Origin of the sequence: Streptomyces sp. NPDC004435 (genome assembly GCF_042873895.1) — a bacterium.
GTDB lineage: Bacteria > Actinomycetota > Actinomycetes > Streptomycetales > Streptomycetaceae > Streptomyces.
Genome location: NZ_JBIAMB010000039.1, coordinates 24,228 through 36,690, shown reverse-complemented (window position 1 = coordinate 36,690; position 12,463 = coordinate 24,228). Strand labels below are relative to the sequence as shown.

Sequence of the window (12,463 nt, the reverse complement as noted above, 5' to 3'; positions counted from 1 at the left end):
TCATTACCGCCGTCACCGCCGGCGTCATTACCGCCGTCACCGCCGGCGTCATTACCGCCGTCACCGCCGGCATCGTTACCGCCGTCACCGCCGGCGTCATTACCGCCGTCACCGCCGGCATCGTTACCGCCGGCGTCCTGACCCTCGATGCTGCCGGCGATCTCGTTACCGCCGTCCTCGCCCTCATCGCCGTTGAGCGCGCCGACGGTCACCTCAAGGGTCGAACCGTCGTTGCCGCTGCTGACGGCCTGCGCGGCGCCCGCCGCGGTCAGGGACGCACCGGCGATGATCACGGCACCGGCCGCGACTCGCGCCAGGCGGACTCGCGTCTTGTTGGTCATCTGGTTGCTACCCCCAGTAGCTTCATCTCGTCATGGGGCAGCGCCAGGGGCCTTCGGGCACGGGAAGCGTCATGGTTACTGGACCTGCCCCCGTTCACACGCGCCCCAGATATGCGCATGCCATCCAGCCACCCTTCCGAGTTTCCGATGCAGCGTCAAGGCCGTTGCGCGTGCGATGCCCGAAAGATCACCAGTTGGACGACATGTGACGATGCAACTGTGACGTAAACCCGGAACTGCGGTCCCCGCGGCGGCAGTTCCCTTGTCGACATAGCGCCCAGCTCGCCCCCCAACCGCTTGCACCGGCGAACGCAGCGGGCCCCGCACCGAGAGGTGCGGGGCCCGGAAACGAACGCTGCGGGGTTACTTCGCCTGCTCCTGCTGCTTGCGCCAGCGGATGCCGGCCTCCAGGAAGCCGTCGATCTCGCCGTCGAGGACCGACTGCGGGTTGCCGACCTCGAACTCCGTCCGGAGGTCCTTGACCATCTGGTACGGGTGGAGGACGTACGACCGCATCTGGTTGCCCCAGGAGCTGCCGCTGTCCTTGAGGGCGTCCATCTTGGCCCGCTCCTCCTGGCGCTGACGCTCCAGCAGCTTGGCCTGGAGGACGTTCATGGCGCTCGCCTTGTTCTGGATCTGCGAGCGCTCGTTCTGGCAGGAGACCACGATGCCGGTCGGGAGGTGCGTGATGCGCACGGCCGAGTCGGTGGTGTTGACGCCCTGGCCGCCGGGGCCCGAGGCGCGGTACACGTCGACGCGGAGGTCCGACTCCTCGATCTCGACGTGGTCCGAGGACTCCACGACCGGGAGGATCTCGACGCCGGCGAAGGAGGTCTGGCGGCGGCCCTGGTTGTCGAAGGGCGAGATGCGCACCAGGCGGTGGGTGCCCTGCTCGACGGAGAGGGTGCCGTAGGCGTACGGGGCCTTGACGACGAAGGTGGTCGACTTGATGCCGGCCTCCTCCGCGTACGAGGTCTCGTAGATCTCGGTCGAGTAGCCGTGGCGCTCGGCCCAGCGCAGGTACATGCGCTGGAGGCGCTCGGCGAAGTCGGAGGCGTCGACGCCGCCGGCCTCGGCGCGGATGTTGACCAGCGCCTCGCGCTCGTCGTACTCGCCGGAGAGGAGGGTACGGACCTCCATCTCGTCGAGCGCCTTGCGCACGGAGCCCAGCTCGGCCTCCGCCTCGGCGAGGGTGTCCGCGTCGTCCTCGGCCTCGGCCAGCTCGAAGAGGACGCCCAGGTCGTCGATGCGGCCGCGCAGCGCCTCGGCCTTGCGGACCTCGGCCTGGAGGTGGGAAAGCTTGCTCGTGATCTTCTGCGCCGCCTCCGGGTCGTCCCAGAGGGACGGGGCCGCGGCCTGCTCTTCGAGCACGGCGATGTCTGCCCTCAGCTTGTCGAGGTCCAGGACGGCCTCGATCGACCCCATGGTCGAGGAGAGGGACTTCAGCTCTTCGGATACATCGACGACTGCCACGCGTCCAGCGTAACGGCTCCCGGCCCGGAGCCGAACCTGTGCCCGTCCGCCCTGTGGACGGGCACCGTCACGGCTGTGCGGGCTGCGAGGACGGCCGGGAGTCCTGGGGCGGGCTTCCGCCGTCCCCGGCGAGCGCCAGATAGCCGCCGACGCCGAGCGCGCCCGCGGCCACGGCGGCCGCGACGCCGAGGACGATCCGGCGCTTGCGGACCGCCCCGGAGCGGTTGCGGGCCGAGCCGGGACGGCGGGCGCCGGCCGGGCGCGGGGCGCGGGCGGTGCCGTGCGGGCCGCCGGAGAGTTCGTCGGGGCCCGGCACGCGCATGGAGGTGTGGGTGTCGCGGTGCGAGTCGGCGGAGGCTCCGGGCACCAGCGGGACGGCGGCGCGTCGGCGGCCGGTGTCCGTGGGCGCGCCGGCGGAGGTGGCGTACGCCGGGTCCTCGTACGCCTCCTGGGGCGCGGGCTCGGCGTCGGGCTCGTCCACGTCCAGCGGCGGGATGCCCTTGAGCAGCGGCAGGACGTCGGCGAGGCGGGCGGCCAGCTCGGAGGCGCGCAGCCGGGACGCGGGGGCCTTGGCGAGGCACTGGACGAGCAGCTGCCACAGCTCCTCGGGGATGCCGGGGAGCGGGACGACGGTCTCGGTGACGTGGCGGCGCAGGACGGCGCCGGGGTGGCCGCCGCCGAACGGGGTGAAGCCGGCCAGCAGTTCGTACAGGACGGTGGCGAGGGCGTAGATGTCGACGGCGGCGCGCGGCGGCAGGCCCTCGACGATCTCGGGGGCGAGGTAGTCGGGGGTGCCGATGATCCGGGTGGCCTTGGTGCGGCCGGGGGTGTCGATGAGCTTGGCGACGCCGAAGTCGGTGAGGAGGGCGGGGTGGGCGCCGCCGGGGCCGATCGGGCCCTCCATGTCGAGCAGGATGTTCTCCGGCTTGACGTCCCGGTGGACGACGCCGGCGGCGTGGGCGGCGGCCAGGCCCTCGGCGACGTCGCGGATGATGGCGACGGCGGCCTCGGGGGCGAGCCTGCGCTCGCGGTCGAGGCGGGTGCGCAGGTCGGTGCCGCGGACCAGGTCCATGACGAGGGCGAGGTCGTTGCCGTCGACGACGAGGTCGCGGACCTTGACCACGCGCGGGTGGTCGAGGCCGAGCAGGGCGGTCCGCTCCTGCACGAAGCGGCCGACGAGCTCCTGGTCGGAGGCCAGGTCCTCGCGCAGCAGTTTGACGGCGACGGGGCCTTCGGGCCCCTCGCCGAGCCACACCGTTCCGGCGCTGCCCCGCCCGAGGATCTGGTGGGTGGTGTAGCGGCTGCCGATGTTCCGTGCCAAGACTGCTCCCTCAGCGGCTGCGGTTCGCGTCAAAGTTACGCGTCCCGGGCCGCCGCACGTCACTTCCGGAGCGAAATCACCCCCCGGAAGTCGATAAATCGGCAGCACGACCGCGTTTCGGCGGTCGTGCTGCCTCCGTACTGCCTCTTCGGCACCGCTTCCGGGTACGGCTTCCCGGTGCCGTTCCGGGGGTGGGCGGCGGCTACTGGCCGGTGCCGCCCGAGCCGGTGGATCCGCCGGATCCGGTGGCGTCCCCGATGGTGGAGATCCAGTCGCTGACGGTGGCGATGCCGTCCCCGATGGCCTCCCAGTAGCCCTTGCCCTGGGCGATCCAGTCCTGGAGCGGGGTGAGCTCCCAGACGAGCCAGCCGGCCACCACGAAGAGGACGATCATGACCAGGCAGCCCTTGAGGCAGCCGAGGCCGGGGATCCGCACCGGGTTGGCGCTGCGGCGGCGCGGCTCCCGCGGGGCGGGCGGCTGGGGCTGCGGCTGCTGGGGCTGCTGCGGCGGCGCGTACTGCTGCTGCGGGGGCTGCGGCGGCTGGTACTGCTGCGGGGCGGCCTGCTGCGGCTGCTGCCGGTACTGCTGCGGCGCGGGGCGCTGCTGCTGGTACGGGGGCTGCTGCGGCTGCTGCTGGTAGGGCTGGGGCTGCTGCTGGTACTGCTGCGGCGGCGGGCCCTGCTGGTACGGCGGAGCCTGCGGCGGCTGCTGCTGCTGCGGGCGGCGCGCGGGGCGGCGGCGCAGCGGGTCCTCGCTGGGGTCCAGGTAGTGAACCTGGGTCTGCTCGTTGCGGTCCCGGGCGGCGCGGAGCTGGTTCTGCCAGGGGTGCGGGTCCTCCGCCGGAGGGTTCGCCGGCATGGCCGGCATGACGGCGGTCGGGCCGGCCGCTCCGGCGGGGCCGCCGGTGGGCAGCACCGTGGTCGGGTCGGCGGCGCCGGCCGGTCCTCCGGTGGGCAGGACACTGGTGGCGGCGGCCGGGTCGAAGCGGCCGCCGGCGCCGGCGGGCAGCACCTGGGTCGGGTCGGCGGCGCCGGGGGTCCCCGGGACCTGCGCCGGGTCGGGGTCCGGGGCGAGCAGGGCGCCGACGCCCTCGGCGGCCTCGATCTGGGCGGGCGAGGAGTGGACTCCGATGCCGGCGGCGACCGTGCGCAGACCCCGCGCCAGGTTGACGGCGCTGGGCCGCCGGTCGGGGTCCTTGCTGAGGCAGCGCTCGATGACCGTCCACAGGGGCGCGGGCACCGTGGACGGGCGCCGGGGCTCCTCGCTGAGGTGCATGTGGAGGACTTCGAGGGCGGTCCCGCCGGCGAACGGCGGACGGCCGGTGACCAGCTCGTACAGGAGGATGCCGGCACCGTAGATGTCGACGGCCGAGGTCTGCGGGCGGCCCTCGGCGGACTCCGGCGCCACGTACGCGGGCGTGCCGACGAACTCGTGGGTGCGGGTGAGGCCCGGGGAGTCGGCGAGGCGCGCGATGCCGAAGTCGGTCAGCATCGGGTGCATGGCGCCGTCCCGCTCGGCCAACAGCACGTTGGCCGGCTTGAGGTCGCGGTGGACGACCCCGTCGGCGTGGCTGGCGGCGAGCGCGTCGGCGATCTGCGCGGTGAGCAGGGCGGCGGCGACCGGGGTCAGCGGGCCGTTCTCGCGGAGGTAGCGGTGGAGGTCGGGGCCCTCGACGAGGTCCATGACGAGGGCGAGGACATCGCCCTCGACGACCAGGTCGCGGGTGCGCACGATGTTCGGGTGCGTCAGCCGGAGGAGGACGGACCGCTCGCGCAGGAAGCGCATCACGATGTCCGCGTCGTTGGCCAGCTCCTCCTTGAGGACCTTGATCGCCACGGTCTCGCCGGGCTGGCCGGGCACGGCCGCCTCGGCGCCCGCCGTCTCCCGCTGGCGGGCTCGCCAGACGGTGCCCGTGGCGCCGCGGCCGAGCGGCTCCTCGAGCAGGTACTTGCTGCCGATTGGCCGCACGTCACGCGCTCCCTGCTGGTCGTGGTCCTGGGTGGCCGGTCCCGCTCGGTGAGAGCCGAGCCGGGGCCCCGGAGGTCCTCTTGCTTCTCAGTTGTGACCCGTCCGGGTGTCCGACCCACTCTAGTGCCGCCGAACGGGTCACAGCCCGGTCGTCCACAGGCCGGTTTCCGCTGGCCTGTCCGAGGCGTCCGGGCCGCCGGACGGCGGTCCCACCCGCCGGTGACCGGCGCCGGAACCCCACCCGGGTCCCGTCCGAACTTGTCCGGAAGAAGACGCTCCCCCGGCCGGGATGGTTGCCGCACCGGCCCCGCCGCCCGGGACGACCAGGCGCTTTCGCGTCACACCCGGCGGTTCCGGACCACCGTTCAAGATCACTGCGGGGTGACCCGGCGGCGGGTTGTCCGCGGCAGGTGCGAGGATGCCTCCAGCACGTCGCATCGGTGGGGTCGGGAGCCCCCGCGCCGTGCCGACCTGTACCGGGCGACGCGTCCGTGCCGGGTGGGGGAGACACAGGGCGGTCCCCTGCCGGGCATGTCGCGCAGAAGGGACCGCTGACGTCGATGCAGATCCGGCTGACCGTCCTCGCGCCGCACGCCGGCCACGGCGCCGGCCGCGCCTGCGACGTGCTCGTCACCGCCCCCGCGGGCACCGCTCTTTCCGCCGTGGCCTCGAACCTCGCCGCCGCCGTCACCGGCCCCGACGCGGCCGGCACCGGCACGCCCGTGCTGTACGCGGGCGCGGAGCGGCTGGACGCCCGCCGCTGCGTGCTGGGCGAGCCGCCGCTGGTCGACGGGGCCGTCCTCGCCCTCCACGCCCCTGACCCGGACGACCGGGCCGGCATCGCCGCCACCGCCTCCTCGGCCGCCCGGCTGCACGTGGTGGCCGGACCGGACGCGGGCGGGGTCCACCTGCTGCACGGCGGGGCGATCCGCATCGGCCGGTCCGTCGAGGCGGACGTGCCGCTGGACGACCCGGACGTCTCCCGCGCCCACTGCACGGTCACCGTCGCCGGTGACGGCCGGGTGACCGTCGCCGACCTCGGCTCCACCAACGGCACGACGCTCGACGGCGCGCCCGTCGGCGACCGGCCGGTCCGGCTCCGCCCCGGGGCCCTGCTCCGGCTCGGCGAGTCCACGCTGCGGCTCACCGTCCCCGACGACGCTCCGGCGGACCCCGCCCTGCCCACCGCTCCCGACGGCGAGGGCCACCTGCGCGTGCCCCTGCCGGAGCCCACCGCCGTCCCGGACGCGAACGGCCCCGGCGCGGCCCCCGGCCGCTCCCCCGAGCCGGACACGGGCGCGGGCACGTGGTCCGGGCCCGGCGGGACCGAGGCCGGGAAGGCGGGCCCTCCCGGCCCGTCCTCCCCCTGGACCGGACACGGCCCCGAGACCCACGGCGCGGCTCGCGGCGTGCCGCTCGCGGACACCTGGCCGGACGCCGGGCACGCGCGTGCGGGCGAGCCCGAGGGCGGCGACGGGGGCGAGGCGCACAGCCGGGTCCGTACGGCTCCCGACGGCGCCGACCCGGCCACCCGCAGGACCGGCAGGCGCGGGCTCGGCGCCTGGGCCCGGCGGCTCGCGGGCGGCCGCGAGGCGGACCCCGTGCCCGGCGCGCCCGCGTCCCCGGCCGCGCCCGAGGCGGCCCCGGCCGACGCGCCCGGCGGGAACGCCGCGCCCGACACCTGGCCCGACCCGGCGGCCGTCCTGCTCACCGCGCTCGGCCCCGGCCCCCGGCTGTGGGAGCGGGCCGCCGGCCACCCCGAGGCGCTGGTGGTCCGGCTCGGCACCGCGGACCGGGCGGAGCTGTCCGGGGTGCCCGTCACCGTCGGGCTGCGCGAGGCCGGCTCCCTGGGCCTCGCCGGTCCCGCGGACCGGCTGGCCGGCCTGGCGCGGGCCGTCGTGGCCCAGCTGGCCGCCCTGCACTCCCCCGCCGACCTGGAGATCGTCCTCGTCAGCGCCGACCGCAACCGCCCCCTGGAGGAGCGGCGGCGCGCCTGGGGCTGGCTCGGCTGGCTCCCCCACGTGCGGCCCGCGCACGGCCAGGACTGCCGCCTGCTCCTGGCGTACGACCGCGAGCAGGCCCAGGCCCGTACGGCCGAGCTGACCCGGCGCCTGGACGACGGGCCGCTCGGGCCCGGCTGGGCCAGCGCGGACCGGGCCGCGGTCGCGGAGGCCGCCGCGCGGTACGCGGGCCCGGCGACGGTCGTCGTCGTGGACGGCGACCCCGGCACGGCGGCGCTGCGCGAGACGGTGGCCCGGCTCGCCGGGGCCGGGGCGGCCGCCGGCATCCATCTGCTCTGCCTCGCCGAGGCGCCCTCGGCGTCCCCGGCCTCGCCGGTCGCCGCCACCTACGAGGCGGCCTGCGCGGCCTCCCTCGCCTTCCGCGAGTGCGGGGCGGCGGCCCTGCTCAGCGGGGACGTGGCGACCGCGCTGCGGCTGCTGCGGACCTCCGGCGGGCGGGCCGCGGGCCACGGCACGGTCGGGGTCGTCGACGCGGTCTCCGTCGCCTGGGCGGAGCGCTTCGGCCGGGCGCTGGCCCCGCTGCGCACGGACGCGTCCTCGGCCGCGCCGGGGCGGGCCGCCGCGCTGCCGCCGTCGGCCCGGCTCCTGGACGAGCTCGGCCTGGCCCGGGCCACGCCCGCGTCCCTGATGGCCCGCTGGGCGTCCGCCGGGGAGGGCACGGCCGTCCTCGGCGCGGGCCCGCGCGGCCCGCTCTCCGTGGACCTCACGGCGGAGGGCCCGCATCTGCTGATCGAGGGCCCGGCGGGCAGCGGCCGGACGGAGCTGCTGCGCGCCGTGGCCGCCTCCCTCGCGGCCGGCGCCCGCCCGGACCGGCTCGGGCTGCTCCTGGTGGACGGCGCGGGCGGCGACCGCGGCGACGGCCTCGCGGCCTGTACGGAGCTGCCGCACGTCACCGAGCACCTGGTGGCGTCGGACCCGGTCCGGATGCGGGAGTTCGCCCAGGCTCTGGGCGCGGAGCTGAAGCGCCGCGCGGAGCTGCTCGGGGACGCGGACTTCGCCGACCGCAGGAGCACGCGCGCGGTGATCGGCCAGCGGACCGCGAGCGCCGCCGAGTCGGTGCCGCCGGGCGTCCGGGCGGGCCTCCGGCTCCCCGACCCGTCGGAGCTCGGCGACCGCCCGAGCGGCCGGACCCTGCGCACGGGCACGGGCGCGGTGGGCGACACCCCGCCGGGGGTCCGGACGCCGCACCAGGGCGCGGACGAGCCGGCCGACCGCCCCTCGGCCCGGGTCCCCCGCCCGTCCGAGGAACTGCCCGCCACTCCCAGCGACCGCCTCGCCGGCCGCGCGCCGGTGGGCGATCTCCCGGCCGCCTTCCACGGCCGTCCGAGCGGTCGCTCCACCGAGCTCCCCACGCGCCCCAGCAGCCGCACCCTCCGCACCGACCCCCCGGACTCCGGCCCCGCCCCCCTCGACGGCTCCAGGAGCGCGCGCACCCCGTACCCGGGCTCCGCCGACCTCCACGGCCCCGCGAGCGGGCGCACGCCGTACCCGGGCGCGGCGGACGTGCGGGGCGCGGGCGGCGGCCGTACGCCGTACCCCGGCTCCGGCGAGTCCCGGGGGGCCGGCAGCGGCCGTACCCCGCAGCCCGGCACCGGGGACGTGGCCGCCGCGTCGAGCGGTCGCACGCCGTACCCGAGCGCTTCGGACCTCTCCAGGAGCCCGAGCTCCCGTACGGCGTACCCGTCGACGGGCGGCGGGGACGTGCCGGGCGCCGCGAGCGGGCGGACGGCGTACCCGTCGGCGGCCGGGGAGGTCCGCGGCTCCGCCGGAGGTCGTGGCGTGCCCTCCGGTCACTCCGGCGGTGACCTCGCCGGGACGCCGAGCGGGCGGACGGCGTACCCGGGCGCGGGCGACGTCCAGGGCGCCGCGAGCGGACGGACCCCGCGGGCCGACGACGGGCCGGACAGGGTCGGAGAGCGGAGCGGCGCGCGCGTGCCGCGGCCGGGCGGCGAGGAGGACCACCTCCCGCGGCCCGCGGGCGGCCGGGTGCCGCTGCCGAGGCTCGTCGTGCTCGTGGACGACTTCGACGCGCTCGTCGCCCCCGCCCTCGGCGCGCCGGGCCGGCCCGCCGCGGGGTCCGTCGTCCGGGCCCTGGAGGCCGTCGCGCGCCACGGCGAACGGCTCGGGGTGCATCTGGTCGCGACCTCCGCCCGGCCGGACCGGACCGCCGACACCGACCTCGCGCACGGGGCCCGGCTGCGGGTGGTGCTGGACCCGCCGGCGAGCGCGCCGGGGCCCGACGTACCGGCGCCCGGCCGGGGGCGGCTGGGGCATCCGGACGGGCGGGTGACGCCGTTCCAGGCGGGCCGGATCACGGGCAGGATCCCGCGCACGGCGACGCTGCGGCCGACCGTCGTCCCGCTGGAGTGGGAGCGGATGGGCGATCCGCCCGCCCGCCGCCCGGTCCGCGAGCTGGGCAACGGCCCGACGGACCTGGCCCTGCTCGCCAGTGCCCTGGACCGCGCGGCCCGTTCGGTGGAAGCCGCCCCGGTCCCGCCGCTCGCCCACGCCTGACCCGGCTCCCCTGGAGGGGCGCCGGGGGCACGCGCGCGGGGGTCCTGACGGCCGGAGGTCAGCCTCCTCCCGCCGGGCCCCTCACTCCCCCGGCGGCAGCGTCCGCAGGCCCGCCACCGCCGCGCGGGCGAGGTCGGCCACGTACCCCTCCGGGAGGTCGGTGCGGACGACGACCAGACGCCAGTAGAGGGGGCCGACGACGAGGTCGAGGGCCCGGGCGGGGTCGGTGCCCTCGGGAAGCTCGCCGCGGGCCACCGCCTCGCGGACGATCTGGGCGACCACGCCCTCCTGTCCGTCGAGGAGCGCGGTGCGGACCGGTTCGGCGATCTCGGGCTGCCGGGCGGCCTCGACGAGGAGTTCGGGGATCACCTGTGAGGCGATCGGGTGGCGCAGGGCGTGCGAGGCGACGGTGAGCAGCGCCCGCACGTCCCCCTCCAGCGATCCCGTGGCGGGCGCCGGCATGCCCTGCGCGGCGACGGCGCCGACCAGGTCCATGACGAGGGCGAGCTTGGACTTCCAGCGCCGGTAGACGGCGGTCTTCCCCACCCCCGCGCGGCGCGCGATGCCCTCGATCGACATCCGGGCGAAGCCGACGGCGGCGAGCTCCTCGAAGACGGCGGCGCGGATGGCCTCGGTGACGTCCTCGCGGAGCACGGCGGCTCCGGCGGGAGCGCGGCGGGGCGTGGGGGTGCTCATGAACCGCATCCTAACCAGCGGTGACGTCACGACGATACGGTTGCGTTCCGACGTCAACGCGGCCTAGTCTCCCTTCACGGCGATACGGACCCGTCCCGTCGCGACGATCGCGTAGCGACGCACGGGCCTCCCTCTGCCCCCCTCCGCCCTCGTTCCGCCCTCCGTCGAAAGCGACCGCCGTGACCCTGACACTGCCCCCGCCGCCGACCGCGACCCCCGCCACCGCCCGGCAGGCATCCGCGCCCGCCGGCGAGGACCTCCAGGCCCTCGCCCGCCGCCACGGCCTCTCCGTCAGCGGCGCCCGGCCGTCCCTCCCCGCCTACGTACGGCAGCTCTGGGCCCGCCGCGACTTCATCGCCGCCTTCGCGACGGCCCGGCTCACCGCCCAGTACAGCCAGGCCCGGCTCGGCCAGCTGTGGCAGCTGATGACCCCCCTGCTCAACGCGGCCGTGTACTACCTGATGTTCGGCGTCCTGATGAACGTCCAGCACGGCGTCCCGGACTACCTCCCCTTCCTCCTCACCGGCGTCTTCGTGTGGACCTTCACCGCCAACACGCTGACCGCCGGCACGCGCGCGATCAGCGGCAACATCGGCCTGGTCCGCGCCCTGCACTTCCCCCGCGCGAGCCTCCCCCTCTCCCTCGCGCTGCTCCAGCTCCAGCAGCTCCTCCTGTCGCTCGGCGCGCTCGTCGTGATCCTGCTCTGCTTCGGGGAGTTCCCGACGTGGAGCTGGCTGCTCGCGGTGCCGGCGATCGCGCTCCAGGCCCTCTTCAGCGCCGGGGTCTCGCTCGCCCTCGCCCGGCTCGCCGCCCGCACCCCCGACATCAGCCAGCTGATGCCGTTCGTGCTGCGCACCTGGATGTACGTCTCGGGCGTGATGTGGTCGATCGGCTCCATGGCGTCGAGCGGACGCTTCCCCGACGGGGTGGTCCTCGCCCTCCAGTGCAATCCGGCCGCGGTCTACATCGACCTCGTCCGCTTCGCCCTCGTCCGCAGCTTCACCGCGGAGAACCTGCCGCCCCACGTGTGGGCCCTGGCGGCCGGCTGGGCGGTACTCGCCTTCGCGGGCGGCTTCGTCTGGTTCTGGAAGGCGGAGGAGACGTACGGCCGTGGCTGACCCCGTGACGACGACACCGCACCCCGCAGCCCACCCGGCACCGACACCGCACCCCGCCGCCCACCCGGCACCGACACCGGACCCCGCAGCCCACCCGGGACCGGCAGCGGCCCCCGCCGCCCGCTCCGACGCGTCGGCACCGGCCCCCACCGTGATCGCCGACCGCGTCCACGTCTCCTACACCGTCCCGACCGGCCCCGGCGGCAGCCGCCGGGTGCATGCCGTGAGGGGCGTCGGCTTCGTCGCCCGGCGCGGCGAGGCGATTGGCCTGATCGGTTCGAACGGATCCGGGAAATCCACCCTCCTGAAAGCGATCGCGGGCCTCCAGCCGGTGGAGAGCGGCACTATCCACACCCGCGGCCGCCCCGCCCTCCTCGGCGTCGACGCGGCCCTGATGGGCGACCTCTCCGGCGAGCGGAACGTGATCCTGGGCGGGCTCGCCATGGGCATGCGCCGCCCGGAGATCGAGTCCCGCTACGACGAGATCGTCGACTTCTCCGGACTCTCCACCGGCGACCCCCTCGACGACCCGCTCTCCCGCCCCATGCGCACCTACTCCGCAGGCATGGCCGCCCGCCTCCGCTTCGCGATCTCCGCGACCGCCCGGAGCCACGACGTGCTCCTCATCGACGAGGCCCTGGCCACCGGAGACGCCCGCTTCCAGCGCCGCAGCCGCCGCCGGATCGACGAGCTGCGCGCCGCGGCGGGCACGGTCTTCCTCGTCGCCCACTCCCACGCCACGATCCGCGACACCTGCGACCGCGCCCTCTGGCTGGAGGCGGGGACGCTCCGGATGGACGGACCGGCGGACGAGGTGGTGGCGGCGTACGAGGAGCACACCCGAACCGGCACCCCACGCCCCACCTGACCGGACGGCACCCCGCGCCGCACCCGACCCCCGACCTGACCGGACAGCACCCCAGCACCCCAGCACCCCGCGCCCGCCCCCCGACCCGACCGGGCGGCGCCACACAGCCGTACAAACCACGCATATCACCCTCCCCAGACCT

At 76.4% G+C, this 12,463-nt stretch carries 7 protein-coding genes and 1 pseudogene; 3 read left to right on the top strand and 5 right to left on the bottom strand.

What is annotated here, in order from left to right; all coding sequences use genetic code 11:
- The 4 genes and pseudogenes from ACFYT9_RS39160 to ACFYT9_RS39145 all read right to left on the bottom strand — a co-directional run.
- Window positions 1-341, bottom strand: a pseudogene (locus tag ACFYT9_RS39160) (hypothetical protein); the annotation flags it as partial.
- Between the two features lie 363 nt (window positions 342-704).
- Complete coding sequence (prfB, locus tag ACFYT9_RS39155; protein WP_376600948.1) at window positions 705-1,814, bottom strand: peptide chain release factor 2; 1,110 nt, start codon at window positions 1,812-1,814, stop codon at window positions 705-707.
- A gap of 67 nt (window positions 1,815-1,881) precedes the next feature.
- Complete coding sequence (locus tag ACFYT9_RS39150) at window positions 1,882-3,135, bottom strand: serine/threonine-protein kinase (RefSeq protein WP_376600946.1); 1,254 nt, start codon at window positions 3,133-3,135, stop codon at window positions 1,882-1,884.
- A 202-nt stretch (window positions 3,136-3,337) separates the two neighbouring features.
- Window positions 3,338-5,104: a protein kinase gene (locus tag ACFYT9_RS39145; RefSeq protein WP_389171894.1), complete on the bottom strand. Its 1,767-nt coding sequence runs from the start codon at window positions 5,102-5,104 to the stop codon at window positions 3,338-3,340.
- A 560-nt stretch (window positions 5,105-5,664) separates the two neighbouring features.
- On the opposite strand from ACFYT9_RS39145, the gene ACFYT9_RS39140 reads away from it, so the two are divergent.
- Window positions 5,665-9,639, top strand: a complete 3,975-nt coding sequence (locus tag ACFYT9_RS39140; RefSeq protein WP_389171891.1) for an FHA domain-containing protein — start codon at window positions 5,665-5,667, stop codon at window positions 9,637-9,639.
- Between the two features lie 81 nt (window positions 9,640-9,720).
- On the opposite strand, the gene ACFYT9_RS39135 is transcribed toward ACFYT9_RS39140, so the two are convergent.
- Window positions 9,721-10,344, bottom strand: a complete 624-nt coding sequence (locus ACFYT9_RS39135; RefSeq protein WP_387274555.1) for a TetR/AcrR family transcriptional regulator — start codon at window positions 10,342-10,344, stop codon at window positions 9,721-9,723.
- A gap of 170 nt (window positions 10,345-10,514) precedes the next feature.
- Between ACFYT9_RS39135 and ACFYT9_RS39130 the strand changes: the two genes are divergently transcribed.
- Together ACFYT9_RS39130 and ACFYT9_RS39125 are read left to right on the top strand one after the other, a co-directional pair.
- Entirely contained in the window at window positions 10,515-11,453 is a 939-nt protein-coding gene (locus ACFYT9_RS39130; protein ID WP_389171887.1) for an ABC transporter permease, read from the top strand.
- A gap of 151 nt (window positions 11,454-11,604) precedes the next feature.
- The gene (locus ACFYT9_RS39125; RefSeq protein WP_389171898.1) at window positions 11,605-12,321 is read left to right on the top strand and encodes an ABC transporter ATP-binding protein; all 717 of its coding nucleotides are present in this window, start codon (window positions 11,605-11,607) and stop codon (window positions 12,319-12,321) included.
- Window positions 12,322-12,463 lie beyond the last annotated feature (142 nt).